Genomic DNA, 26,234 nt, shown 5'->3' with positions numbered 1-26,234 from the left:
CATGGCTCTCCACTCCGTATTCGGTAAACTTCAATTTAAATTGGGAGAAGGTGACGTATGCGTTCTTTCCTCCCCTTACGAATTCGAACCCGCTCTTTCGAGTTTAGGAGGACCCGTAGATCGCGCCTTGCGCTCCGGAAAGAAATACAGACTGATTTTGGCCTTTGTCCAGACCGAGGTGGAAATCCGAAACATCGCTTCCATGGTGCCCACCTGTCTTGCCGAAGACGGACTTCTCTGGTTGGCATATCCTAAAAAGACCTCCCGCAAATACAACGTTTCCATTCACAGGGATGCCGGTTGGGACCCGTTGGGAAAAGTGGGTTACGAAGGCGTTCGAATGATCGCCATCGATGACGATTGGTCCGCGCTCCGATTTCGGCACGTTTCCCTCATTAAGAACATGGAAAGAGATCCTAGTCTGACCATCAGTGAAGACGGTCTAAAACGGGCAACAATCCGGAAAAAAACCGTCGTAAAGAAAAAAGTTGCGAGTAAGAAGAAGACGACTGCGAAGAAAAAACCTTCCCCTAAGAAAAAGGCCAAAAAGAGATAGGTTTTCGTTTTTCGAAAGTTTCTCTTCCAAGAAAAGAGGGGATCATCCCCCACTGTCCCGGCGTACGATCAGATCGCTGATCACTTTCTCCTCGGTAAGGTATTTTCTGTTTAGATAGGAGATCGCGTAATTCAGAAATTTGGGGACTTCCAACCCAGCTTCCAATAGGTCGAGTTTCGTTTGGGTCAATTCGTCCATAGTGGCCAAAGCGAGACGTCTTTGGCTCTGGTGGGATTCGAATTCGTCCTCGGTTTGAAATTCGACGCTTGCCATAAAAGAAAGATAACATCTTTCCGAGTTTCTGGCAAGCAGGTACTCTAGAGTCCGACCAAATGGAGATCAGGCTTTCTTATGCCGCTTTTCGTATTCGTCGGACTGTTTGATTCCTCTCTCCTCATCCACAAGTAAATTCACCAAAAGGGAAATCAGGAAAAAAACGCAAACCGCTAAAAAAGCGTTCCGCAACGACAATAGAGTTTGTAAAACGCTAACCGCCACCAAGCCGAAAGCGGCAGCCACCTTACCCGAAAGGCCCCAAAGTCCGTAGAATTCACCGGATTTCGATTCGGGGGAAAAAATCCCGATGATCGCCCGACTGGCGGATTGAGTGGAACCTAACCCGCTTCCGGCGAGCACGGTAATTCCTACGAAAGTCCATTGGACCGAAATATCAAAACCTATGGAATGGATCAGACTTACGAGCTCCTTTACCCAATAAATCAGCAGAAGACATACGATCCATACCACCAGCGTCATATTAAAAGTTTTTAATGCTCCTATCTTATCCTGCAGAAAGCCGAACATAACCGCACCGAGGGCGGCAAAAAGCTGGATGAAAAGGAACATGGCGATTCTATGTTCCTTTTCCATCTTGATCTCCTGCGTTCCGTAAATGAATGCGAAACTGATCACTACTCCTAATGCAGCCATGGCAAAGAACAGAGATACCAGATAAACCGCCATATCGCGGAAATGTTGTATGTCCTTCAGCGTGCTTTGTACTCGATCGATGCCTATTTTCAAATAGCTGATTCCTTCGGGTTTCGGGTTACCTACGGAATATTCCTTTAGGAGAAGAAAAGTGGGAACTCCTGCCAGCAAGAAAAAGAAGGCCGTATACGGGCCGACTAACCTCATGTTATCGTAATTGGCAGGGACCGGTTCTCCCAAAGTATCCACTAGGGCGACAGCTGCGATTCCTCCGAAATACCCTACTCCCCAGGCATAACCGGAAATCTTTCCTAATTGCTCTTTCGGGCCTAGAAAAGGAAGAAAGCTGGACGCGAAATTTTCCCCGGAGGCAAAAAAGAAATTGGAAAGGATGATCAAGAGAAAGGCGAGACCGAATTGTCCAGGAGAAACAACGAACCAGAGAGCTGCAGTAGTTATTACGCAGAAAATATAACTCCAGAATAGGAACGTCTTTTTTTTTGCAGAATAGTCCGTGACCGCTCCGAAGATCGGTCCTGTAATTACTACGATCAGGTAGGAAAAAGCGAGCGCTAGGCCCCAGAGAAAATTTCCCGTTTCATAGGGATTTTGAGAATTTGCAGAAGAGGGAACGATTAACTGGCTGAAAACCACTCCGTAAGTAACGCTGATAATAACGGTCGTGTAACTTGAATTGGCAAAATCGAACATGCACCACCCAAGAATCTCCCGCAGAGGCGCGCGCTTTGTAACCTGCATATAGTATCGATTTCCCCTATAGAAATTTCAAAGGACATTACGAATCGAAAAGCCTATGTCAACGAGAAATATTCGGTAAAAAATTCTCTTGCACTCGTTTCTTTCTTTCGTACTTTTGAGGGATGTTTTCCGTTTCGGAGTCCAATAAATAGACGGACCATGAATTCCTCGGATTTTAATCAGATCGATTTGAATTCCTTGATGCGACCGCGGAAAGTCTGCGTTTGCAATCAAGTTTCCGAGGAAGAGATATTGAATTCCATCCGAAGAGGAAACGACACACTGGGAAAATTAATGCAAGATACCCGTTGTTGTACCGGATGCGGAACTTGTCGCGGTGCCGTGAGTAAGTTGCTTGCCCAAACCTTAGCCGCACGCACAGAATGAATCTGCCGCGAGTTTCCATTAATATGGCCATGACCTTGGACGGAAAGGTCGTTCGACCGGACGGGAAATGGTACGGACTTTCCTCCCGAATGGATAAAAGAAGGATGGATGAAATCCGCGCGGAAGCCGACGCCCTGATCCTCGGAAAGAACAGCCTTTTGAACGACGATCCGGTCACTCATATTCGTTATGTGCCTGACGCGATCGAACCCAGACCGATCCTACTCGTTCGAAACGGATCCCTGCCTACCGATCGCAAGGTCTTCGTTCATTCCAAGAAAAAACCCCTTTTGTTTTGTACCGAAAAAAACGAGAAAGAAGTCCGCGCAGATTTATCCGATCTTGCGGAAATTCGAACGGCTGGAAAAGAAGACATAGCGATCGAGAAAATATTAAGCGAATTATACGACCTAGGACATCGAAACGTGTTGTTGGAAGGGGGACCGAGATTGAATGATTCCTTTTTGCGGACGAACCTTGTCCATAGGCTGTACCTGACGATCGTACCTTTTTTAATCGGACAATCCGATCTCACCTCGATCACGGACGGAAAATCGGCTTTTCCGAATTTCGATTCTGCCCGCTGGAGATTGGCATCCTGCGAATCGAAAGAGGACGAAATTTTCCTAATCTACGAAAAGTATTCCTTATGAACGGACAAGATCTTTTCCCGTCGCGCCTCGAATCCTTTTTTTCGCGCCGGAATTTATTCAGAATATCGATCTTAGTTTTGACCGTATTTTTGATCTATTACCAGACCTTTCCGGAAAAAACCATTCTGTTTTCCGCGAACCATCTCAAGTATTTACCGGAAAATTTGGAATCGGTGGAATTGGAACCGGACTGGGTTAGAATCGAAGAGCTTCCTCCCGGGAGTTTGGATTATCTGGTCGAAGTAGAGGATGCGCGCTTTTATAGGCACGGAGGGTATTCGCTTTCCGATATACAGTCCTCCGTCTTGCAAGCAGTCCTGCTGTTCCGCAAGTTGAGAGGAGCCAGCACCATAGACCAGCAATTGGCTCGGACATTGTTCTTATCGCGAGACAAGACTTTTTCCAGAAAGTTACGGGAAATCAGGATCGCACAGGCGTTGGACGGAGAACTCGGAAAAAAGGGGATTCTGGAATATTACCTAAATCTGGTTTACTGGGGAAGAGGAATCAACGGTATTCAAAAATCCTCCCGGTATTATTTCGGAAAAGCTCCCGGAAATTTGGAATTGAAAGAATTCAAAGCCTTGGTGCAAATATTAAAAAAACCGGATACATACTCCCGAGAAGAAGTGCGTTCTTTGGCAGAACTACTTTAGTTCGGTAATCTTTCGATTTTCTCCACCAGGGCCCAAATCTTCTCTTCGCTCAGATCTTTTCCGAAGGCCGGCATGACTTGATTTTTTCCGTCTCGTACGGTTCTGAAAATTCCCGCCCTCATTTTATCTCCGCCGAAGAAAAATCCCATTTTCATGCCGAAGCTTCCGAATTTTCGAGGGGCCGGATTCGTTTCCGATGGGGGACTTCCGGTCAGACCGTGACAAGCGGCACATTTTTGACGCCAATATAGATCGGCAAAAACCTTCAATTCTTCGGTGGTTCGAGGGGGAGCGCCTTCCTTCCCAGGATTGGAACTGCAATCACTCAGAAAAATCGCGTAGAATAAAAGGGTAAAAAGAGAAATACGGAATTTCATATTCTTAGGCTCGTCTGCACTTTCAGGACGGAAAACTTTTTTTCGTCACTGCCGGCAATTTCGAACTTTTCTGATAAAAGTTGCTGGACGTACTGCATGAGTTTCCCATACTGACTTTAGATTCTCGGTGATTATAGAGAGAGGGTCACACCCGTTCCCATCCCGAACACGGAAGTTAAGCCTCTCATCGCTGATGGTACTGCATGGTTCGCTGTGTGGGAGAGTAGGACGTCGCCGGGTTTATGCAATTATCCTTTTTCAATACCCGGTCCTTGATCGGGTTTTTTATTTCCTGAGTGTTCCTTCCATTCTACTCCTAAGCGTTCTCCGAATCTTTTTCCGAAAACTTACGATTCTTTGAGTTCGTTGAAAACCGAATTAGAATTCGAGAATTTACTAATATGTCGCTAGGTGGAAAAAGGGCCTCTCTTTCCATAACATACAATCAATAAAAATGTTATTTTACCTTCGTTTTTCTATAATTTTTTCTTTCTCTGCTTGACGATTCGAGGAGCCGGAAGTAGAATTCGGTCCGCTTGTAAAAGCGGGGATACCCGGGAAGCAAAGAACATGAAGATGGGATTCGGTTTTCGTTCGAACGGGTTTCGAAAATGTACTATGGCGGTTGATTCCTGACTGTGCTTGGCCGGGAGGAATTCCCCTCCCGGCCCACCTTTTTACCGATTTCACTTAGGTCTTGTCCAAGCCTCCTGCCGATTCCAGATCAAAATATTTAGGTAGAAATAAATTTCCGGATCGCAAAATCCGGACCCTAGGCGATGTTTGTCTTCCAAATTTCCTTGGAGGATCTCATCCGAATGAAAACTGTTTCGATTCGCACGCTCAGGTTCCTTGGCCTGGCACTATCCTTATTTTTAATAACCGCTTGGGGCTCGCTGAGCGCCGAGTCCAAATGTCATGGACTTTCTAAAGGTCAGTGCGAAGCCGATTCGGATTGTACTTGGGTCTCCGGATACCAGAAGAAAGACGGAAAGAATGTCGAAGCCTACTGCCGTGCAAAGCCGGGTAAGGGTGAAGATTCCGCCGAACATCATAAGAAGAAAGAAGACGGTGATACCGTAAAGAAATCGGATTCAAAAAAGGATCATGACGAAGAAGTAGAATCCAAAAAAGGGAAGAAATCTAAGAAAGAAAAAGAGGAAGATGACGACGACGAGGATTCTAAAAAATCCAAGAAGGATAAGAAATCCAAAAAGGAAAAAGAGTCCGACAAAGAGGATAAAAAATCCAAAAAATCCAAGCACAAAAAAGAGGATTAATTTCGGATCCCTTCCTTTAACCCCTTTTCATTTAACAAAAAGCCGGAGAATTTGCTCCGGCTTTTTGATCTCTTCCTCTTCGTTTATGCGAAGAACGAATTTATCTTCAATTTTACTCGTAACTTTCCATAGGAAGGCAGGAGCATACCAGATTTCTGTCTCCGTAAACGTTATCGATCCTTCCGACATAGGGCCAAAATTTGTGTTCCCTGGTCCAGCTTGCCGGATAGGCCGCTTTTTCCCTTGAGTAAGGATGCTTCCAATGATCCGAAATTACCATGGCCGCGGTATGAGGAGAGTTTTTCAAAGGATTGTCTTTGGGATCGGATTTTCCGTTTTCAATCTCCTTGATTTCTTCGTGGATCGTAATCATCGCTTCGCAAAAACGATCCAATTCTTCCTTAGATTCCGATTCCGTCGGTTCTATCATGAACGTTCCCGGTACGGGAAAGGACATGGTAGGAGCGTGGAATCCGAAGTCCATCAGACGTTTGGCGGCGTCTTCGACTTCGATTCCGGAAGTCTTTTTGAACGGACGAAGATCCAGGATGCATTCGTGGGCCACGAATCCGTTTTTACCTTTATACAGTACCGGATAATGGTTTTCCAGGCGCTTCGCGATGTAATTCGCATTTAGGAGAGCCATCTTGGTCGATTGCTCCAATCCTTTAGCTCCTAAAAGCGCGATGTAGACCCAAGAGATTAGGACGATACTCGCACTTCCCCATGGCGCCGCAGAAACCGCTCCGTGGAAATTTCCCGTTCCGTTATCTACCAAAGGATGGCCGGGCAAGAAGGGCACAAGATGTTCTGCAACCCCGATCGGACCCACTCCTGGTCCGCCGCCCCCGTGGGGAATGCAAAAAGTCTTATGAAGATTCAAGTGGCAAACGTCCGCACCGATGTCGGCGGGTCTCGTGATTCCGACTTGAGCGTTCATATTTGCCCCGTCCATATAGACCTGTCCTCCGTGGGAATGAACGATAGAACAGATTTCCTTAATAGGCTCTTCGTACACTCCATGCGTAGAAGGGTACGTGACCATCAACGCGGCCAAGTCTTTGGAATGTTCTTGGGCCTTGGTTTTTAAATCTTGAATATCTACATTTCCTTCGGAATCGCAGGCCACCACGACCACTTTAAAGCCTGCCATCGCGGCCGAAGCGGGATTGGTACCGTGGGCAGAAATCGGGATGAGGCAAATATTTCTTTCCCCTTCGCCCCTCGAAATATGATAATTCCGAATCGCGAGAAGTCCCGCATACTCCCCCTGCGAACCCGCGTTCGGTTGCAGAGAAATTCCCGGAAATCCGGTGATTTGGGAGAGCCAGGACTCCAATTGGCGGAATATCGTTTTATAACCTTCGGTTTGATCTGCGGGCGCAAACGGATGAAGAGCGGAGAATTCGGACCATGTCACCGGGAGCATTTCCACCGTGGCATTCAGCTTCATCGTACAGGATCCGAGAGGAATCATGGAAGTAGTTAGGGAGAGGTCTCTAGATTCCAATTTTCGAATATACCGGAGCATTTTCGTTTCAGTATGATGCGAGTGGAATATCGGGTGAGTCAGATATTCTGATTTCCGCAGAAACTCGTTCGGGATCGATTCCTCCGTCGCAGTCAGGTCGGGAGCGGATACGCCAAACGCAGAAAGCAGATCCTCAAGATCTTTTCTTTCCACCGTTTCATCCAGTGCGATCCCGATTTTTCCGTTTTGGAAATCCCTCAGATTGATTCCTTTTTCCCTGGCAGAGAGTAGAACTGAGGCGGCTTTAGGACCGCATTCGATCGTCAATGTATCGAAATAAGTCGGATTGCAGATCTTCCATCCTTGGGTTTTCAGGTTCTTGGCAAGTACTTCCGTTAAGCGATGGATCCGTAGAGCGATTTCTTTGATACCCTTAGGTCCGTGGTAAACGGCATACATGGAGGAGAGAACGGCTAAAAGGACTTGGGCGGTGCAGATATTGGAAGTCGCCTTATCTCTTCGTATGTGCTGTTCCCGGGTCTGCAGGGAGAGGCGAAGCCCAGGATTTCCCTGGCTATCCTTAGAGACTCCGACCAATCGTCCCGGCATATTTCTTTTGAATTCGTCTTTGGTAGCGAAGTATCCCGCGTGAGGACCTCCGAATCCGAAGGGAAGCCCGAATCTTTGGTTCGTGCCGACGGCGACATCCGCACCGAATTCTCCTGGCGGTTTCAATAAAGAGAGGGAGAGTAGGTCCGCGGCGCAGATCGTATGAGCGCCCACATTATGTGCGAGTTCGAAGAAACGTTCGTAATCGTGTATGCTTCCGTCCGTACCTGGATATTGTACGATGACTCCGAAGTAATCTTCGTTCAGTTCCGCCGACAAATGGTTTCCTACTTTCACTTCGATTCCTAACGGAAGTGCACGGGTCCGAACCACGTCTATGGTTTGAGGATGGCAGAGTTCCGAGACGAAAAGCAATTTGGCAGTTTCGTTTTTTCGCAATCCGAAGGCAAGGAAAGCGGCCTCAGCAGCGGCAGTCGCTTCGTCTAAGAGGGAGGCGTTTGCGATTTCCAAGCCGGTCAGATCCATAATCATGGTCTGAAAATTGAGTAAAGCCTCCAGGCGACCTTGAGAAATTTCCGCCTGATAAGGAGTGTAGGCGGTATACCAGCCCGGATTTTCCAAAATGTTTCTTTGGATTACGTAGGGGAGAACGCTTCCTTGGTAACCGGCGCCGATATAGGAACGAAAAATCCTGTTTTTAGAGGCGATCTTACGTAATTCGTTCAAAGTCTTGCGCTCGGAAAAGGCTTCCGGCAATCGGAGCTCTTCGGACAATCGGATTCCTTCCGGAACGGATTTAGCGACCAGTTCGTCCAGGCTGGAGAGTCCGAGAGTGGATAGCATCTCCTTGATTTGCGTCGGGTCCGAGCCTACATGTCTTCTTAGAAAGGTATCCAATGGAGCGAGTCGATCTCCCTGTTTCGATGTTTCCGTTTGGTTCCAGGTCGCTGCGTTCATTCTTTTTTCCTAATCTAATTTGCTGACATATTCTCTATATGCTTCCGGGGCCAGAAGTTTTTCCAACTCCGCCGGATTGATTCCATTGATACGGATCATCCAGGCTCCGAAAGGATCCGAATTCACCTGGGCCGGGTTTGTGGCGAGTGCCGAATTCGTTTGGGAGACTTCTCCGGAGATCGGAGCGTACAGATCCTCCGCCGCCTTGACGGATTCGATCGTCCCGAAAGAGTCGAATTGCTTGATCGTTTTTCCCGGTTTAGGAAGGTCCACATATACGATATCTCCCAGTGCCGCTTGTGCATAGTCCGAGATTCCGATAAGAGCCGTATCTCCTTCCACCTTTACCCATTCGTGTTTTTCGGTAAATTTGTATCCTGGTGGTGGGTTGGTGATTGCCATTGAATTATCCTTAAATTAGTTTTTCCGAATGCTTCCCGGAACGAAAGGCTGGGTATATACTACCGCCTGTTTATTCTGTCCTCGGATTTCGATCAGAATTTTGTGTCCGTGCTGGATTTTATCCGAGTCGATCCACGCCAGTCCTAATCCTTTTTTCAACGAAGGCGAAAAGGTCCCGGAAGTGGTGATTCCGATTTCCGTTCCGTCTTCATCGAATACCTTCATATTCTCCCTAGGAACTCCGGCTTCCTTTAGTTCGAATGCGGTAATCTTGCGAGGAGCCCCTTTCTTTTTCTCTTCGATGATCGATTCGTATTCCGGGAACCGAATCTCTTTTTCTTTAACAATCCAACCGATTCCGGATTGCACCGGAGAACGCGACTCGTTCAGTTCGTGACCGTATAAGGGATATTTCGCCTCTATGCGTAATGTGTCTCTTGCACCCAACCCGACCGGGATCAGACCTTCCGCTCTCCCGCATTCCAGAAGTTCCTTCCAAAGTTTTTTACCCATCGGGATTGAACTGTAAATCTCAAAACCGTCCTCTCCGGTATAACCAGTTCTGGACAAAATAATCTCTTCTCCCTGGAAGGACGTTAAGAGGAATTTATAATATCCGATCGAAGAAAGATCTCGTTTTAAGTAGGAAGATAAAATCTTGTCCGCTTTCGGGCCTTGAATCGCGATTTGGTGCCATTTTTCGCTCTGATTTTGCAATTTGATCCCGGGAGTCGTCAACTTGGAGGATAAATATCCATACACCGCATCCACATTCGATGCATTGGCACAGATCATATATTTATGTTCGTCGAATTTGTATAAAGTAATGTCGTCGACCAGTCCGCCTTGTTCGTTGATGACCGCATTGTACTGAACTTGTCCGTTTTGAAGGGACGACACCGAATTGCAGGTGACGGATTCCAGATATTGCAGGAGTTCCTGCGGTTCTCCTTCCAAAAAAATTTCGCCCATATGCGAAACATCGAATAGGCCGGCGGCTTCTCTCGTAGCAAGGTGTTCCGCAATGATTCCTGAATATTGGACCGGCATATCCCAGCCTCCGAAAGGAATCATCTTGGCGCCGAGAACTCGGTGCTCTTCGTGCAGCGGGGTTGTTTTCCATTGGGACATAAGCGTTTGATGCCATCATTTCACCTAGTTGCGGATGCGAAAAACTAATTTTGGGAGAAAAATCGCCGCTTTCGAAAATCCGATTCGCGATGAGTGAACGGATTCTTGTACATTACGGACTGACGGAATTTGGGCGGTTGTAAGGTCTTCTTTAGTTTTGTTGGAAGCGTACAAAGACTGCGGGTGGAAATTACAATGGCGGAGTCATCGGGCAGGAAAAACAGGATATGTTTCAGGGGCATAGATTCCTGCTGGAGGATCACTTGCTTTTTCAATCCTCCGGGGAGCGTACAACAATTTATGTCTTCCCCCACGACAGGTAACGCTACCACTGATGGAACGAATGGAAATCCAAGAACTGGGAATGAGACTACTCCAGCTTCTACTACAGTCCAATACAATATTGCGGGTCATCTAATGCGAACGCGCGGGTATCTAGTTTTTAAAGCGAGACCAAGAGACTGAATTGTAAGAAATTCTATTTGCAGTAGCCATTCGCTCTATTCTTTATCTATGATTTTTTCTTAAATTGATTCGTATCGGCAAATTTGTTAATGCAGAGCGATTCTTTTTAGTTATATATAATTGTTTTATAAGCCATCCTGTTATCCTTTTTCCCAGCGAAATTCCTTGCAGAACTTTCTCTATCGGGTATGCAAGGCTGTTTCGATTCCAACTGAAAAACAAGTTTCCCGGAGGGGGAATGAACATCGTTCAAAATAATAAGAAAAAAATAGGTTTAGCAATCGTCGTTCTGGTCCAGTCGATTTTCTTTCTGGTTTCATGCGGAAGTACGGCGCAATTTAAGATCGCTTACAAAAAACCGGTGGGAAATTCCGCGGCAAAAGGCCTGATTGCAGGCGCTTCTAAGGTGGACTTGACGCCTCCTCCCGGAATGCCTCTGGCGGGATATTCTATGCTTGCCGAAACGGAACAGGGATTTCGCACTCGGATTTTCGCTAGGGTTTTTTATATTAAAAAAGATGCAAGTAATCCTATCGTTTTGATCCAGAGCGATCTTTTGTCCGGTTCCCTACTGATTCATCATCTTTTGGCGGAAAGACTGGCTGCCAAAACCGATATTTCCTTCGGAGGAATCATGTTTGCGGGAACTCACACTCATTCTGCTCCCGCGAATTTCTATGATAATAATTTTTATAACGAATTTGCCTCCAACAAGCCCGGATTCGATAAAGTTTGGACGAAATTCGTTTTGGATCGTTTGACCACTGCAGTGGAGGAAGCTTACAAAACGGCCAGACCGGCAAAGATCGCGTCCGGGAAAACTTCCGTCTGGGGACTTACAAGAAACCGATCCTTGGATGCGTTTCGGGCGAATAAAAATTCAGGAATTACCGAGCTGAAACCGGAAATCCAGTATGAGGCGATTAATCCTGAGCTGGTCATGATACGAATCGATGCTCTGGACAAGGACGGCAAATATAAGCCCTTGGGCGCTTTCAGCACGTTCTCCGTTCACGGAACTACCGTCTCCGATTCTACGGAAGTCGTGAATGCCGACGTGTTCGCTTATCCGGAAAGAATATTGGAAAGAAAAATCCGTAAGGAATTCAAACCTAGTTGGGAGCCGATCCATGCGCTTAACAATTCCACCCATGGCGATAATTCCCCTGATTATCGCGAATCTATGCAGGGTTTTATCGAATCTAAACGAATCGGCGATGTATTGGGAAGGAAGGCTGTCGAACTTTTCGAGTCCCTAGGTTCGTCTTTGCATTCGGATGTAACGATTTCCTATCATTCGAAAGAAGTGGATCTTTATGAATCTCCGAAATTCGGAGATTCGGAAGTTTGCGATCGCCCATACGTAGGCACTGCTTTGACTGCAGGAGCGGAAGACGGGAAAACTCCTATTCTGAACTGGGCGCCTTTCTTTGCGGAAGGTTGGCCGAGATGGATTTTTACGGAAGGCTGTCAGGGACACAAGCGCATTGCCGGGTTCAAATATCTTCAGCCGATCGTATTGCCGAAATCTAAATTTCCACATAAGCTTCTTTTTCAGTCGATTCGTGTAGGGGACACCTTGATACTTCCTCTGCCTTTCGAGGTCACTAAAGAATCGGGCAGACGTTTCGTGGAAGCCGCGCTGCGTGCCGACAACGGGGTTTCTAAAATCAAACATGCGTCCATTATCAGTTGTGCTAACGGCTATTTTGGATACGTTACCACTCCGGAAGAATACACTCGCCAGCATTATGAAGGAGGTCATACTCTTTACGGACCAGGCACGCAACCTTTTTTGCAGGCTCATGTTGCCGCTCTTACAAAAGAATTACCCGCAGTAGGCGGTAAGGAGGCGTTCCCCGTTTCCTGGGAATATGAACTCGACGCAAAGAACCATTATCCTTCGGAAGAATCCTTTTCCGGGTCCAGAAAGATCGTTGAAAATCCCGAATTGGTAATGGCCGAGGAAAACCAAGAGAAATATTGGAGTTTCAGATACCGGGATGTCGGTCCTTCCAAGATCAGTTTACACGAATCTTTAGTATCCATAGAATACAAGGATGAAACGGGAGACTGGAAATCTCTTAATACTGAGGGTGAAGCGACAGATGACAAAGGAACCGACATAGAGGTTAAAAAAGTCGGAGGCGCGGGGGAGGGAATGGCCGTTTACGAAGTTAGATGGTATAACCCGGAGCATCTCGGTCGGAGAAAATATAGATTCCGGATCGAATCCCGCGAGAAATTGCCTGTTTTCCTTTCTCCGGAATTTTAATTTCGGATTCCTTGTAGGAGTTCCAACAAGGATCGAAGCAAAAAAAGATTTCCTTTTTTCGCGAAATTGTGTTATGCGCATTGGAGTTGCCGCTTCGGGGGTACCACCGCACCGGCCCCCACCCAGAGCAGGGTGGGGCCTCAATCCTCACAAAATTGATTTGACCTTATCGATTCTCTCTCTATCATGAAAAAGCTCGACGGAGACTTTCGCTCGGGTCCATTTTAGGAAATTCTTCCACACGGGATGAATTTCTTCCCACCTCACATTTTTTACCGTTTCCTTTATCAATACGGTAAGGCACCCAAATCAAAACCGATGACTGTTATCGCCTGTCGATAATCGAAGTCATCGACAGGAGAACACTATGACCAAAAAAGAGAATCTTGTTTCGAAAGCAGTTCCGGCGATTTTGCTGTCTTCCGGCCTACTTTTCTTCGGAATTATAAGTTCGTTGGAATCTCAGACACAGCAACCGTTGATGTACGGTTCGCCCATTAATTTGGAGCAGGCTAGAAAGGTGATTTCAGCCGCGCAGGCCGAAGCCAGAAAAAATAACTGGCTTATGGCGATTGCGATCGTGGATACTGGCGGCAATTTGGTATTGTTCGAGAGATTGGATGGTACTCAGATCGGTTCCATAGAAATCGCAAGATTGAAAGCGGTCACAGCCAATAACTTTAAACGACCTAGTAAAAGTCTGGAAGAGGCGATCGCAGCGGGAGGAATCGGTTTGAGACTACTTGCGATCCAGGGAATCGCCCCTCTGGAAGGAGGCGAATTGATCCTACTGGACGGGAAAATCATCGGAGCGATCGGCGTTTCCGGCGCACAATCCGTTCAGGACGGACAAGTTGCGAGAGCGGGGACAGCCGCCTTAAAACAATAGAAAAACATTTTCGATTGGGAAAGTCGGTAACCGACTTTTTCCTTTTGCTTCTACGGGGGGAAAGGAAAGTTCCCATATGGATTGGGTTTTTTCCAAATGGAAACCAGGAAGGCTCCAGAGATGGGAGTTTCTGCTGCCTCCCGGCAGCGCTAAGGAAACGCAAATGGAACTGGAGTCGGCTATTTCTTCTCCGTATTTACCTAGAACTAATTTTCCGAAAGTGAACGTCTTTCCGGAAAAATTCATATTAGAAAAAGCGAATTTTCGCCAGGCCTTGGAAATTCTGGCGAGATTCCCTTGGGTGCGCGATTTTCGTATAAATCTAGGAAAGTTTTATTTGTCGGAAGATTTTAACTTTTCGGGATTGCAGGAATCTTTGCGCAAGGCCTCTTTACTTCCGGATGGTTGGCAAATTCGATTTCACCCACAAAGTCGAGGTCGAGCTATTGCGAGCCGAGAGGATCTCCAAGTCCTTTGGGAGGAAGCGTACGGAGAATCCCCAAGCGATTCCACGACGGGTAATTTTACGGAACTGAACGCTCTCTGCGTAGGGGAGGATTTAATTCTTTCCTTAAGTTTAGCAGGCGACCCCCTCTTTAAACACGGCGGCTTTGCCCCTCTTTCTAAATCCGCCCCGGTGCGGGAAGATATGGCTCGCTTTTTGTTAAGCGAATTGAAGAAAATTCTTCCGGATCCTGACGCGGTTCTGGTGCCGTTTGCCGGTTCGGGTACTTTCCTTTGGGAATCCGCTTTTCATATTTTCGGAATAGGATTTCCACACTATGATAGGTCCTATGTTTTCGAAGATTTAGAGGAATTCCCGAGGACCACTTGGGACTTCTTAAAACGAAAGATTTCGGAAATGGCGATCAATAAGACCGCCATTCTTTGGTGGAACGAAAAAGAAGCGGATGCCGCTTCGTATTTGCGAGAAAGAGGGGGCCGATTTCAGGAATTTTTGGAGAAGCAAAGGTCCGATCTTCGACCCCTTGCCTTGGTCTCCAGTGAAAAAGATTTTTTTTCCCTTTCTCCACACGAAATTTGGATCTCCTTAGGAAAACCTGCCAAGATCTGGATGCCATTAAATCCTCCATATGGATTGAGGATCCGACAAGAAAACGTTTTCGATCCCTACCGGCGTTTGGCGGAGGTTCTAAAAGAATGGAGAAAACTCCCTGCCGAAATTGCCGGATTTTTACTTTGTCCGGAGGAGGCCGCCTGGTCTTCCTTTGTTCGAGCGAGCGGAACGGAGACGAAAACCGTTCATGTAACTCATGGAGGCATCGATCTGCGGGTCGTCTATTTTTGAGCTTATACTTCTCATCGCAGCGATTAGTTAACCTTCTTAAATATTTTTTGGAGACTTCAATTTTTCGCTGACAATTTTTTTGTAAGATCGTCTATCCTTTATCTGAAATAGGGAGAGATCCCGAGGAAGTCCTCACGTATGAAAAAAGTTCTAACAGGCATTGCGGCGTTGATCCTGTCAGCGTCTTCGATTTCCGCTAAGGTAAAAACCGAAATCGTGGAATACAAACAAGGAGATACCGTTCTGGAAGGCTTCTTGGCTTATCCGGAAGGCAAGGAAAAGAAAGCTCCCGGAATCGTATTGGTACATGATTGGTTCGGGCTAGGTGAAAACACCAAGGCAAGAGCTAAGCAGCTAGCTTCCCTAGGATATGTTGCCTTCGCGGCAGACATTTACGGTAAAGGGGTCCGGCCTAAATCGAATGAAGAAGCGGCAAAAATCGCCGGAAGTTTTCGGCAGGGCGGAGATCGGAAGCTGCTTCGAGACAGGACTCAAGCCGCACTCGACGCCCTCAAAAGCAGACCACAAGTGGATCCGGAAAACTTGGCAATTCTAGGTTATTGCTTCGGAGGTACGGCGGCTTTGGAACTCGCTAGGAGCGGAGCTCCACTTAAAGGAACGATCAGTTTTCACGGTGGATTATCGACTCCGAAACCGGAAGAGTCCGTTGCCATTCGAGGAAAAGTTTTGGCTTTACACGGTGCGGATGATCCTTTCGTAAAACCCGAAGAGGTTGCAGCTTTCCAAGAGGAGATGAGAAAGGCCAAGATTGATTGGCAATTCATTTCCTACGGCGGAGCGGTACATTCTTTTACGATCAAGGAAGCCGGAAACGACAATTCTAAAGGAGCCGCTTATAACGAAAAGGCGGACTTACGCTCCTGGATAGAGTTGAAGAATTTTTTGAAGGAAATCTTTCCTTCCCTATAAGGTTTCCATCTCCAAAGGGCGAGCTCCGGATCGCAGGGATTTTCTCCTGTTTTCCGGGGCGTTTTCGGTAAAAGAAAGAAATCGATCCGATCCGATTTTTTCCTTTAAGAATATCAAAATGCAAAACAGAATGCCCCCATGATTCGCACCGTTTACAGAGTCGATACGAAAGGCTCGCTGGATTCGTTGGAAAGAAAGGAAGAGGAACTCTCCGAACCTGGAGAATTCGAAGTCACCGTTCAGGTTCACGCTATCGGCTTGAATTTTGCGGATATTTTCGCCATCCAGGGTCTCTATAGCGCGACACCGAAAGGTTCCTTCATTCCAGGTTTGGAATATTCGGGAAAGATCGTAGCCCTAGGAAAAAAAGTAAGACATTTTCGTAAAAACGATCGAGTGATGGGTGTGACCCGCTTCGGGGCTTATGCGGATCATCTGAATATCGACCAACGCTATGTTTACAAACTGCCTCCGAAATGGTCCTATGAGGAAGGCGCCGGTTTTTTGGTCCAGGCGTTGACGGCCTACTATGCTCTGGCTCCTTTGGGAAACCTTCGGAAAGGTCAGACGGTTCTGATCCATAGCGCCGCAGGCGGCGTGGGAATTTACGCGAACCGAATCGCGAAGAGAATGGGCGCCTATACGTTAGGAACGGTCGGAAACCCTTCCAAAATTTCTCTCCTGGAAAAAGAAGGATACGACGCTTGGATCATCCGTTCCGGAAGGTTTGCGCAGGAACTAAAGACCGCATTGGGTGGAAGAGAATTGAATCTGGTTTTGGAATGCATCGGGGGAAAGATCTTTGCGGATAGCTATCGTGCCTTGGCTCCCATGGGAAGGTTGGTGGTCTACGGATCTGCTTCCTTTATGAGTCAGGGCGATAAAGTCAATTGGCTATCGTTGGCATGGCGATATTTAAATAGGCCCAAGGTAGATCCGATGGAAATGATTTCTGCGAACAAGGGCGTACTAGGGTTTAACCTCATTTGGTTGTATGATCGTGTGGAGGAAATATCTTCCTATATTAGAAATCTATTAAAAATGAATCTGCCGGCACCGCATATAGGAGCGACATATCCCTTCGTGGATCTGCAGGACGCGGTGAAATATTTTCAAACGGGAAATAGCGTCGGTAAGATTGTTGTTAGTTCGGGTGTAAAAAGGTAGGACGCTTTGGAAACCGGCGGAGCAGATTCTTCCTTTATCGCCCTACTTTCCGAAGCGAAGAAGGATTTCGAATCTTATTTAGAAACGGAAGTCTTTCCTCGATTCCAGAAAGAATCGGCGTCCGAACTCGCCGAAGCCATGGAATACAGCTTAAAAGCCGGAGGCAAACGACTTCGTCCGATTCTGGCAATCGCCGCGTTCGGCTCGATGACCAAGGATTCCCTTGCCGTCGGTTCCTCTTTGGAATTTTTGCACACTTATAGTCTGATCCACGACGACCTTCCTAGTATGGACGATGATGATTTTCGTCGGGGAAATCCCACGCTGCATAAAAAGTATTCCGAAGCTACGGCGATTCTAGCGGGAGACGCATTGCAAGGGTATGCCTTCGAGTGGTTGACCCATGCCAAAGGCCAGGAAACGGATCCTTTTTTACACCGGGATTTGGTCCGTATTCTGCACCAAGGCGGAGGAGGACCGGGTATGGTCTCCGGGCAGGTATTGGATTTAGCGTTGGAGAGAAATCCCGATTCTTTGCATGGAACCAAGCAGGAGCTATTGGCGATGACTCATCGTTTGAAAACCGGCGCCCTGATTCGAGCTTCTCTTCTTCTTGGGAACCGCTTGCGGCCAGATCATCAATCCCGGGCGGCGCTTTTTTCGGACTATGGAATTAAGCTGGGCTTATTGTTTCAGATCACCGACGATATTTTGGACGTGGAAGGATCCCGAGAGGATTTGGGAAAAACTCCGGGAAAGGATTCCCGCTCGGGAAAAATCACATATCCCTTTCTATACGGATTAGACGAATGCAAGAAGATGGTATCTTCACTTGCGCGGGAACTGGAAGAATTGGGAAAAAATTTGGATTCTTCTCTCTCTTCTCCCGAGTCGGGGATCCGTTTTACCGATTTCTTTCGAAGATTACCGGGATCCCTTGGCTCGAGGAAAAACTAGACTGGACCGATTGGTCCTGGAAAAGGGCCTGGCTTCGGACCTCGCTCGTGCCCGGAGTTTAATTCTTTCCGGATCGGTTTTAGTGGACGATCGAGTGGTGGATAAGGTCGGCGTTGCCGTTTCGGATTCGGCCGAAATCAGAATTCGAGAAGCCATACCCGAATACGTGAGTAGAGGCGCCTATAAACTCCTGGAGGCGTTTCGGAAATTCGAAGTTTCCGCGGAGGGCAAACTTTGTATAGATTGGGGAGCTTCGACGGGCGGATTTACTCAAGTCCTTTTGGAAAAAGGGGCTTTTGCGGTTTTTTCCTTCGATGTCGGTTACGGACAAATGGCCTCCCGAATCGCGAACGATCCTCGCGTAACCGTACAGGATCGATTTCACATACGTGATACGGATTGGAATCTGCTGACCGAACTTTGGAAGAACCGCTCACCGGATTCTTTTCCCGGAGAGATTCTCTTAACGATGGATTTGAGTTTTATCTCCTTACGTTCCGTGCTTCCCATTGTTCAGAGATTAAAATCTGAAAATCCGGAGGTGACCTGGACCGGCATCAGTCTATTTAAACCTCAGTTCGAAGTTTCCAAGTCGGAACTATTCAAGGGAGTATTGAAGGATCCGCGGATCCGTTGGCGAGCAATCCGCTCCTTTGCCCGTTTTTTGCGTTCGGAACTGAAAGCGAAGGTCCGCGGCCTTGTGGAATCTCCGATTACCGGGAGAGACGGTAATCGGGAGATTCTAGTGTATTGGATGTTGTGATCAACCCAAGGCTGCGTTTAGTGCCATGGATACGCGGGAACCTAGGCTGATCTTTTCTTCTTTTCCGTCCATCCGGACGAATTCATAATCGCTCGGCCTTAGGAAGAAGGTCTTTGCCTTGAATTCGAACGTAAAACCCGGCCATAAGGTGGTGTTTCTACCCGAGCTGGTATTGTACCAACTTACACAACCTCCTGTCAACCAAACGGACCTGCCGAGCCTTTCTTGGATTTCCGAATTGTACTTATCCTGAACCTCTTTACGCACATCTAGATACTTGATATCTTTCTTTAACAGAGATCGAATGCACTGCAGCGTATATTGAGCTTGGGATTCGATCATTAGAATCATGGAACTGTGACCCAAACCCGTGTTCGGTCCGACGATCATGAAAAAGTTCGGAAACCCGGCGATGGTGGTTCCTAAGTAAGCTTCGGCGGCTTCTTTCCATGCGTCGCTTAACAATTGGCCGTTTTTGCCTCGGATTTCGAAAGGCGAGACGGCCTCGGCGGCCTGAAAGCCGGTCGCGAATATGATCGCGTCCACCTTGTGTTCTTTTCCGTCCTTCGTCAGGATCGAATCCTTTTTGATTTCTCGGATTCCTTCCGTTACGAGATGCACGTTCTCACGGTTCAAAGCCGGATAATAATCGTTGGACAAAAGGATTCTCTTGCAACCGATCGTGTAGTTCGGGGTCAACTTGGTTTGTAACACAGGGTCGTTAACGCTTTTTACAATGAAACCCTTCGCGAATTTTTCGAAGATCTTCATCAGCTTCGGATTGATCGCAAAAGCGATGACTCCCAATTCGTTTAACCAATAGATCGCTTTTCTAAACAACCAACGCAGCGGAGGTAAAAAACGGAAAATCCCGCGTACATTTCCGCCGATAGCCGCGTCCGGTTTAGGAAGGATCCAGGGAGCCGTTCTCTGAAAGAGTTCCAATCGACCCACTTTAGGGGCGATCGCGGGAACGATCTGAATGGCGCTGGCTCCGGTCCCTATCACCGCAACGGTCTTACCGGTCAAGTCGTAGCTGTGATCCCATCTTGCGGAGTGGAATTTCACCCCTTGAAAGGCTTCGATTCCGGGGATATCGGGCAATGCAGGCCGACTGAGACCGCCGGTTCCTCCTACGAGAGCGCGGGCTCGAAACTTTTCCCCGTCGGCGACGGTGATTTCCCAGGTTCCGGTCCTTTCGTCAAAGAAGGCTCCGTCAACTTCCTGGTTCAGAAGGATATGAGGGCGAAGGCCGAATTTATCGGCGCAGTCGTTCATATAATTCAATATTTCCTTTTGAGGCCCGAATAAACGGGACCAATCCGATTTTGGAGCGAAGGAATACGAGTACAAATGGGACTGAACGTCGCATGCAGCTCCGGGATAATCGTTATCTCTCCAGGTTCCTCCGATTCCATTTCCTTTTTCCAAAATCAGGAAGGAATGGTTGCCTGCTTGTTTGAGTCGGATTCCCATACAGAGTCCCGCAAATCCGGAACCGATGATGACTACATCTAGTATCTTTGTGGATTGGGAGGTTCGGCTTTGGCTCGGTCTTTCCAAGGTTTGAGCTACCATCTTTTCTTTCTCTCCTATAAACGGATCCTCCGACGGGTTCCGGCGGAGTTGCAGATTATAGAATAACGGATCGAAAAAAATAGATCGTCCGATCTTAGAAATTGCGACCGGCTTTATTCTCCCGATTTCGGAATCGATAGGGATTTTTCGGTGATTTGCCCGGAGTTATTTCCCCTTTTCTAGGAGATTTTTCACATCTTTCCGCTTCATCCAACCTTGGGGGATGCAAGCTCCGAGTTCGCTGTCTCCCGTTTTGAAGCAGATCTTCCCTCTCGTACAATTGAGGGTCTGGTTGCAGGTTGTTCCTAAGTAGGGATCCGTAGGATCCGGATCTAGATAGTCGTCGTTGGACCGACCGGGGCTATCTCCTCCCAGACAAACTCCGTACTGGGAATTTTGGGGTTTGATGCAGATCGCTCCGGCGGTGCAGTCGTAATCCTGGCGGCAGGCCTGTAAGTTCTCCGTAAAGGCGGGCAGGAGAGCTATGAGATAGATCGTTAGGAAAAACTTCGGGCCTGGGAGAAATCTTAAGAGGGACATCCCACTTGGGTAAGCTAGGAATCCCGTAGGCGCAATATTTTTTTGAAAAAGGAAGATCTTTCGACCTAGTCGGTAGGAATAAAAAAGCCCCGGCTATTGCCGAGGCTTGATTATCCTTTTTATGAAAGAGGAGTTAAGGACGGACCGAAATCACTTCGTCCTTGTTGATCAGAGCGACGATGTGTTTGTATTCGGGGGAATCCTTTCCATATTTCAGCTCGGTTGCGCGGAGAAGGTGAATGTTCTTCTTATGACGGAATTTGAACATCTGATCTTCGCTGGCACCACCGTACTTTTTGATCATGTTTTCTTCGAAGGCGTAGCAGCTAGCAAGATACTTGTGAGCCGGATATTCCTTCTCGTTTTCATCGACCTCGATATAGAGCTCAAGTATGGGGATACATTGAGGTAGATTTTGGAGGTCGTACTCCGTAATGATCCAAGAGCGATAAACATCGGACAAGAGACGCTTAAACTCTGCACGTTCGCGCAGGTCCGGGTTCTTGATCTCGTCCAAATGGTTGACCGCTTTGGTAAAATAGTTAAGGGCTAATTGTTTTGCCTCGAGTTTCTGTCTGGAGACGACGCGATCTTCGCGCGCTTTGCGGTCGACTTTTTGCCAATACCACTTCTCGTCCAAACGCTTCTTCTCGGCTTCTTCCTTACGATACTGCTCGACAGACTCCCGCATCTTTAAGATGGTATTGACTCCGGATTGGTAGCTGGTCAGGGCCAGGCGGAACTTATTGTTCGCGAAAGCCTTAGAGAGCTGATGGAGTTCCTGGAAGTTTTTGTCATAGCCTTTGAAGTCGGGGTTCTTCCAAACAGCTTCCTGCTCTTGGATCACCTTCTTCCGACGCTTCTGCTCTTCCGTAAGGTTCTTGTCGTCGTCCTCGGGAACGAGTTCCCCTTTGAGGAGTTCGTCGATCTTATCGGCCGCCGCTTTGGCCTCTTGTTGGTTCTGTTGTCCTCCGCCTTGCTGCTGGTTCTGTGCGAACAAGGAGAGGTTGAGTCCGACCACGGCCAGAAGAACGAAAATAGTCTTCATCACCTTCATAGTGCTCACACCTGTGCCTTCTCTTTCAAAGATAGGATTCGGGAAAAGAACGGCAAAGTCCTTTTCTCCTGTTTAACTATCGGTTGCTCGGTGTTCTAGATAAACCCGCGAGAGAAAAATTTTCCCTTTTTTAACGAATTTGCGACATAATCGCTGAATCTTTTCCGGTCCAATGCGTTCGACCGATCTCCGATAGATGTTTTCGCGTACGAATTCCGAGGTTTCTCTCCCGCCGGAATCGACCTCCAGAATCGAATACGGAACAGGGAATACCAGCAGATTTTTCCATACTAAGACGGTTTTCCGTCTCTATATGCGATTTTCTTTGTTTCTCTTCCTTCGTCCTCCGATAGACTCGGTTTGTCGGCATGAACTTAAAGAATTTAACTCCGATTCGAGCGGGTTCTCCCGGTTGTAGGATTTGTGAAGGTGTGGGTTTTTTGCTGGAGGAGAATGTTCAAAATTCATCCTCCGGCGTTTTGGTGCTTTGCTCCTGCATGAGTGAAGCGTGCCGATCCTGTCCGTCCAGAGGTAGAGCGCCTTTCATGATCTACGATGAGAGCCAAAATAGGATGATGTCCTGCGTTTGCCATGACGCCAGAGAGGAGATGAATCGCATCGAATCTTTGGTTAAAAAGGCCGGAATTCCCGCGAAGTACAGATATAGAACCTTGGATAGAATGGATTTGAACATCACTACGACCAGTGAGCAGGGTTTCTTTGTCGCTCATGATTGGGCGAACCATTTGGTCAGCGAGTGGGAAAGATTGGGGTCTTTACGCCAAGGATTGTATCTCTGGGGCAATACAGGTTCGGGAAAAACGCTTCTCGCATGTGCTATATTAAACGAATTGATTCTTCGTTATGGACTGGAATGCAAATACGCCAAAATCAATCGGGATTTTCTTTCCACGATCCGGGATACGTACCAAAAAGACAGTCAGATCCACGGGATGGAACAGACGATCAAAAAGCAGTTCATGGAAGTGGAAGTTCTCGTATTGGACGACTTCGGTGCGAATAAGGAATCCGATTGGGCGAATTCGCAGCTTTACGATCTGATCGATTCCAGGTACGAAGAGGAGAAAGTAACCGTATTGACCTCCAATATCTCGCTTTCGGATTGGAAAGACAAGGCTGAAGGAAGGATTTTTTCCCGTTTAATGGAGATGACCAAAGAGATCCATTTGGATTGTTCCGATTATAGATTAACTCACGCGGTGCATACGAAATCATGATGGAACATCGCGTTTTTCTTTGCCTCGGAGCAAATCTCGGAGATAGGCAAGCTTCTCTCGAGGAAGCCGCCCGTAAGATTTCGGGAAAACCCGGAATCCGACTGGTTCGAAGCGGAACTCCTTTGAACACGGAAGCGTTGGAAGTGACCGACCAGCCTGATTTTCTGAATCAGGTTCTGGAAATCGCGACGTCCTTGCCTCCTCATGAATTGTTGGACGTTTTATTGCAGATCGAAACGGAAATGGGGCGGGTGAGAACCGCGGATAAGGGTCCTAGGACGATCGATATCGACATACTGGTTTACGATCGCGTCCGATTGCACGAGAAAGGTTTGCACCTTCCGCACCATAGTCTGTTTACGCGTCCTTTTGTCCGGGAGTTATTGGAAGAATTGGGAGAAGGATCTCTTGCCGACGCGTTCGAGATATCTTAGGAACGAAATATGAGGGACGTTAATAAAGTTTTCCCGAAAGGGAAAAAACCTTTGGAAAAGAAAATCGGCGTGCTGACCTGCTACGATTATATGTTCGCCCGTATTCTGGAAGAAGCGGGAGTGGATTCCATTTTAGTAGGGGATACGTTGGGAGTGGTGGTCCAAGGCCAAACTAGTACCTTACCCGTCACTCTGGATGAAATGATCTATCACGCAAAGGCAGTACGTCGCGGTGCGCCGAATACGTTTATCACAGTGGACCTTCCTTTTTTGTCCTACCAAGTTTCTCTCGAAGATGGGATTCGCTCCGCGGGAAAAGTCATGAAGGAATCCGGTTGCGATGCGGTGAAATTCGAAGGGGGCGGACCGGAAATTCTGGAACTGATTTATAAATTGGAGAGGATCGGTATTCCCGTTATGGGGCATATCGGATTGACTCCTCAGTCGGTGAACGTGTTCGGCGGACATAAGATTCAGGGAAAAGCGGAAGAGGACAGAGTTAGATTGTTAAACGAAGCTAAAGGGATTTCGGATGCAGGCGCCTTTTCCGTCGTGTTCGAATTGATCCCTTCCATTTTAGCGGGGGAGATCAGCTCGTCCATTCCGATCCCGACTATAGGAATCGGAGCGGGATCGTCTACCGACGGCCAGGTCCTGGTGTTATACGATTTTCTCGGATTGAACAAAGACTTCCATCCTAAGTTCCTAAAGACGTACATGGACGGTCGTTCCGGCGTTTTCGAAGCCGTGAAAACGTATGTCCAGGAAGTGAAGGAAGGAATTTTTCCCGGGCCGGAACATTCTCACTGAGTCATTTCCACGGATTTCTTGACGTTCTGCGGTTTAAGGAAAGCCTGGAACGAGAATGTCTCCCGAAACGGGAGGATGCCCGTACCCGGGCGGAGGCTACGTGGACATAGTCGAACTAGAGAAGGGACACCCGGAAACGGAAGCGAAGATCAAAGCTTTGGCCGGTGAATGCGGTAACCAGACCGAAATCATCCGAGGAGCGGTGGTGTCGGATACCATTCATTTCATCGGAGACACTAGAAATATCTCCGAAAAAGAAGGCTATGTGAAGGAACTCCCAGGGGTCACTCGAATTTGGAACGTGTCTTTGCCGTATAAGAATATCGCCCGCACCGCTGCCGGCAAGAACGGAGAAGTGGTTCATCGCGAAAATAGAATCGTAGAAGTGAAGGGCGCGGACGGTCTCGTGCGAAAATTCGGAACCGGAAAACACATTTTCATCGTGGGACCGGATTCTCCCCAAACCTACGAACAAACCGTTACGATCGCGAAGCAAGCGGTCGAGATCGGAAAAAAATTCGGAATCCTCGACCGCATCGTTTTTCGCGGAGGAGCATTTAAACCCAGAACAAGACCTACGGATTGGAGAGGAATGGGTTGGGACGGGATCAAGCTTCTGGATCGGGTAAAAGAAGAAACGGGTCTTCCCTATGTTACGGAAGTGATGGATCACACCATGGCGGAGGAAGTCTCCAAACACGCGGACATGATTCAGATCGGAACCAGAAACGCACAGGATTTCGAACTGCTGGAAGCCGTGGGCCGCACGGGAAAACCCGTTATCCTGAAGCGAGGATTCGGCAATGAGGCCATCGAGTGGTTTTCCGCGGCGGAATATATCGCGAATCAAGGAAATTTGAATATTATCCTTTGCGAAAGGGGTGTAAAGACTCTATTCATCAAGGAAGGGTATTGCAGGAATACTCCGGATCTGAACGTGATCACTCACGCGAAGAACCAGACCATCCTACCTGTGATTTTCGATCCTAGCCATGTTGCAGGGGACGATAAGATCGTAGTCTCCAACCTTTTGGCTTCGCTACCTTTCAATCCGGACGGGTCCATCACGGAGACTCTGCATGTCGAAGAGTTCCGCAAGGAGCAGATGTGCGACGCAGCACAGGCCTTACTTATGACTTTGTACGAAAAAACGGTAGAAGCGATTCTGACGTACGAAGAAAAAATCCGACCACTGACGGATCAGGTGGATTCTTATTTTTCGGAGCGTAAGGGGAAAAAATAAATCGATCAGAACTTCGCAGCCGGTAGGAGTTCCGCCTTCCGGCAAAGGATTCGCAAGTTATTCTATTCCGGGAATTTCGTTTTCAGTTCGTTTTTCGTTTTTTCCCAGATGTCAGGTAAGTCTTCGCATAACGTTAAACAGGCGGTCAAGTCTCCTTGTTTCAATTTCGCTTCCGCCTCGGTGACTATTCCCTGTAAGGAAGCCAGGCCGAAATTCGCAGCGACTCCTTTGGTTTGGTGCAATTCCGCTCTTAGTTCCTCGGATTTTCGTTGTGCTGCGAAGGATTTTATATTCTCCAGACGGATGTTCATGTTCTTTCGAAGAGAACGGATCATGTCTTCCAACCAGAGCCTATCTTCTTCTTCGTCGCCTTGCTTCAGGCCGTTCAAGCGGGACCAATCTAGAAACATACTTTTCCCCCTTAGCCGAAAAATGGATCGAATAAGGCTT

The 26,234-nt window shown here is 47.6% G+C and carries 26 protein-coding genes and 1 rRNA gene; 17 read left to right on the top strand and 10 right to left on the bottom strand.

The window, feature by feature from the left end; translation table 11 throughout:
- Position 1: 1 nt before the first annotated feature.
- Complete coding sequence (locus EHO60_RS04205) at positions 2-556, top strand: hypothetical protein (protein ID WP_135766922.1); 555 nt, start codon at positions 2-4, stop codon at positions 554-556.
- A 42-nt stretch (positions 557-598) separates the two neighbouring features.
- Here EHO60_RS04205 and EHO60_RS04200 read toward each other — a convergent pair whose 3' ends face one another.
- Positions 599-829: a hypothetical protein gene (locus EHO60_RS04200; RefSeq protein WP_135766921.1), complete on the bottom strand. Its 231-nt coding sequence runs from the start codon at positions 827-829 to the stop codon at positions 599-601.
- Positions 830-895: 66 nt separating this feature from the next.
- A complete protein-coding gene (locus EHO60_RS04195; RefSeq protein ID WP_135766920.1) occupies positions 896-2,245 on the bottom strand; it encodes an MFS transporter in 1,350 nt (449 codons plus the stop codon).
- Positions 2,246-2,404: 159 nt separating this feature from the next.
- On the opposite strand from EHO60_RS04195, the gene EHO60_RS04190 reads away from it, so the two are divergent.
- Genes EHO60_RS04190 through EHO60_RS04180 form a run of 3 tightly spaced genes read left to right on the top strand, consistent with a single transcriptional unit; the run spans position 2,405 to position 3,941 of the window.
- A complete protein-coding gene (locus EHO60_RS04190) occupies positions 2,405-2,632 on the top strand; it encodes a (2Fe-2S)-binding protein (protein WP_135766919.1) in 228 nt (75 codons plus the stop codon).
- A complete protein-coding gene (locus tag EHO60_RS04185; protein WP_135766918.1) occupies positions 2,629-3,285 on the top strand; it encodes a RibD family protein in 657 nt (218 codons plus the stop codon). Before EHO60_RS04190 ends, EHO60_RS04185 begins: the two co-directional genes overlap by 4 nt.
- Entirely contained in the window at positions 3,282-3,941 is a 660-nt protein-coding gene (locus EHO60_RS04180) for a biosynthetic peptidoglycan transglycosylase (RefSeq protein ID WP_135766917.1), read from the top strand. The genes EHO60_RS04185 and EHO60_RS04180 overlap by 4 nt, the downstream gene beginning before the upstream one ends.
- On the opposite strand, the gene EHO60_RS04175 is transcribed toward EHO60_RS04180, so the two are convergent.
- A complete protein-coding gene (locus EHO60_RS04175; RefSeq protein WP_135766916.1) occupies positions 3,938-4,318 on the bottom strand; it encodes a c-type cytochrome in 381 nt (126 codons plus the stop codon). The two genes, EHO60_RS04180 and EHO60_RS04175, sit on opposite strands and share 4 nt — an antisense overlap.
- Before the next feature lie 123 nt (positions 4,319-4,441).
- Between EHO60_RS04175 and rrf the strand changes: the two genes are divergently transcribed.
- Together rrf and EHO60_RS04165 are read left to right on the top strand one after the other, a co-directional pair.
- A 5S ribosomal RNA gene (gene rrf / locus EHO60_RS04170) occupies positions 4,442-4,558 on the top strand.
- Between the two features lie 578 nt (positions 4,559-5,136).
- Positions 5,137-5,598, top strand: a complete 462-nt coding sequence (locus EHO60_RS04165) for a hypothetical protein (protein WP_135766915.1) — start codon at positions 5,137-5,139, stop codon at positions 5,596-5,598.
- A 112-nt stretch (positions 5,599-5,710) separates the two neighbouring features.
- Here the strand turns inward: EHO60_RS04165 and gcvP are convergent, their stop codons facing one another.
- From gcvP to gcvT, 3 genes are read right to left on the bottom strand one after another with little or no spacing between them, the layout of a single operon-like run.
- Entirely contained in the window at positions 5,711-8,596 is a 2,886-nt protein-coding gene (gene gcvP, locus EHO60_RS04160; RefSeq protein WP_135766914.1) for an aminomethyl-transferring glycine dehydrogenase, read from the bottom strand.
- A 9-nt stretch (positions 8,597-8,605) separates the two neighbouring features.
- Positions 8,606-8,998: a glycine cleavage system protein GcvH gene (gcvH, locus tag EHO60_RS04155; RefSeq protein WP_135766913.1), complete on the bottom strand. Its 393-nt coding sequence runs from the start codon at positions 8,996-8,998 to the stop codon at positions 8,606-8,608.
- 15 nt (positions 8,999-9,013) lie between these two features.
- Positions 9,014-10,129 carry a glycine cleavage system aminomethyltransferase GcvT gene (gene gcvT / locus EHO60_RS04150; RefSeq protein ID WP_135766912.1) on the bottom strand — a complete coding sequence of 372 codons (1,116 nt, stop codon included), beginning with the start codon at positions 10,127-10,129 and terminating at the stop codon, positions 9,014-9,016.
- A gap of 703 nt (positions 10,130-10,832) precedes the next feature.
- Here gcvT and EHO60_RS04145 point away from each other — a divergent pair.
- The 7 genes from EHO60_RS04145 (at position 10,833) to EHO60_RS04115 (ending at position 18,884) form a co-directional block, all read left to right on the top strand.
- Complete coding sequence (locus EHO60_RS04145; RefSeq protein ID WP_135766911.1) at positions 10,833-12,869, top strand: neutral/alkaline non-lysosomal ceramidase N-terminal domain-containing protein; 2,037 nt, start codon at positions 10,833-10,835, stop codon at positions 12,867-12,869.
- Positions 12,870-13,236: 367 nt separating this feature from the next.
- Positions 13,237-13,758, top strand: coding sequence for a GlcG/HbpS family heme-binding protein (locus tag EHO60_RS04140; protein ID WP_135766910.1), 522 nt, complete (start codon positions 13,237-13,239; stop codon positions 13,756-13,758).
- Between the two features lie 76 nt (positions 13,759-13,834).
- Positions 13,835-15,067 carry a hypothetical protein gene (locus EHO60_RS04135; protein WP_135766909.1) on the top strand — a complete coding sequence of 411 codons (1,233 nt, stop codon included), beginning with the start codon at positions 13,835-13,837 and terminating at the stop codon, positions 15,065-15,067.
- Between the two features lie 138 nt (positions 15,068-15,205).
- Positions 15,206-15,997 carry a dienelactone hydrolase family protein gene (locus EHO60_RS04130; protein WP_135766908.1) on the top strand — a complete coding sequence of 264 codons (792 nt, stop codon included), beginning with the start codon at positions 15,206-15,208 and terminating at the stop codon, positions 15,995-15,997.
- Positions 15,998-16,135: 138 nt separating this feature from the next.
- Positions 16,136-17,164, top strand: coding sequence for a synaptic vesicle VAT-1 family membrane protein (locus EHO60_RS04125; protein WP_135766907.1), 1,029 nt, complete (start codon positions 16,136-16,138; stop codon positions 17,162-17,164).
- Positions 17,165-17,170: 6 nt separating this feature from the next.
- The gene (locus EHO60_RS04120) at positions 17,171-18,121 is read left to right on the top strand and encodes a polyprenyl synthetase family protein (RefSeq protein ID WP_135766906.1); all 951 of its coding nucleotides are present in this window, start codon (positions 17,171-17,173) and stop codon (positions 18,119-18,121) included.
- The gene (locus tag EHO60_RS04115; protein ID WP_135766905.1) at positions 18,102-18,884 is read left to right on the top strand and encodes a TlyA family RNA methyltransferase; all 783 of its coding nucleotides are present in this window, start codon (positions 18,102-18,104) and stop codon (positions 18,882-18,884) included. The genes EHO60_RS04120 and EHO60_RS04115 overlap by 20 nt, the downstream gene beginning before the upstream one ends.
- Here the strand turns inward: EHO60_RS04115 and EHO60_RS04110 are convergent, their stop codons facing one another.
- The 3 genes from EHO60_RS04110 to fcpA form a co-directional block, all read right to left on the bottom strand.
- Positions 18,885-20,462 carry a flavin-containing monooxygenase gene (locus EHO60_RS04110; RefSeq protein WP_135766904.1) on the bottom strand — a complete coding sequence of 526 codons (1,578 nt, stop codon included), beginning with the start codon at positions 20,460-20,462 and terminating at the stop codon, positions 18,885-18,887.
- A 165-nt stretch (positions 20,463-20,627) separates the two neighbouring features.
- Entirely contained in the window at positions 20,628-21,002 is a 375-nt protein-coding gene (locus EHO60_RS04105; RefSeq protein WP_135766903.1) for a hypothetical protein, read from the bottom strand.
- A 133-nt stretch (positions 21,003-21,135) separates the two neighbouring features.
- Entirely contained in the window at positions 21,136-22,059 is a 924-nt protein-coding gene (fcpA, locus tag EHO60_RS04100) for a flagellar coiling protein FcpA (RefSeq protein ID WP_135767941.1), read from the bottom strand.
- Between the two features lie 368 nt (positions 22,060-22,427).
- On the opposite strand from fcpA, the gene EHO60_RS04095 reads away from it, so the two are divergent.
- From EHO60_RS04095 to EHO60_RS04080, 4 genes are all read left to right on the top strand, one after another.
- Positions 22,428-23,297, top strand: coding sequence for an ATP-binding protein (locus EHO60_RS04095; protein WP_135766902.1), 870 nt, complete (start codon positions 22,428-22,430; stop codon positions 23,295-23,297).
- Positions 23,297-23,731, top strand: coding sequence for a 2-amino-4-hydroxy-6-hydroxymethyldihydropteridine diphosphokinase (gene folK, locus EHO60_RS04090; RefSeq protein WP_135767940.1), 435 nt, complete (start codon positions 23,297-23,299; stop codon positions 23,729-23,731). Before EHO60_RS04095 ends, folK begins: the two co-directional genes overlap by 1 nt.
- 9 nt (positions 23,732-23,740) lie before the next feature.
- Positions 23,741-24,541, top strand: coding sequence for a 3-methyl-2-oxobutanoate hydroxymethyltransferase (gene panB, locus EHO60_RS04085; RefSeq protein ID WP_135766901.1), 801 nt, complete (start codon positions 23,741-23,743; stop codon positions 24,539-24,541).
- Positions 24,542-24,641: 100 nt separating this feature from the next.
- A complete protein-coding gene (locus tag EHO60_RS04080) occupies positions 24,642-25,784 on the top strand; it encodes an N-acetylneuraminate synthase family protein (protein ID WP_135767939.1) in 1,143 nt (380 codons plus the stop codon).
- A gap of 62 nt (positions 25,785-25,846) precedes the next feature.
- On the opposite strand, the gene EHO60_RS04075 is transcribed toward EHO60_RS04080, so the two are convergent.
- Positions 25,847-26,194, bottom strand: coding sequence for an Hpt domain-containing protein (locus EHO60_RS04075; RefSeq protein ID WP_135766900.1), 348 nt, complete (start codon positions 26,192-26,194; stop codon positions 25,847-25,849).
- Positions 26,195-26,234 lie beyond the last annotated feature (40 nt).

Source organism: Leptospira fletcheri, from assembly GCF_004769195.1.
In the GTDB taxonomy this organism is placed as follows: Bacteria; Spirochaetota; Leptospiria; order Leptospirales; family Leptospiraceae; genus Leptospira_B; species Leptospira_B fletcheri.
Note: the sequence above shows the minus strand (reverse complement) of the source record. Positions and strands in the feature narration are given on the sequence as shown.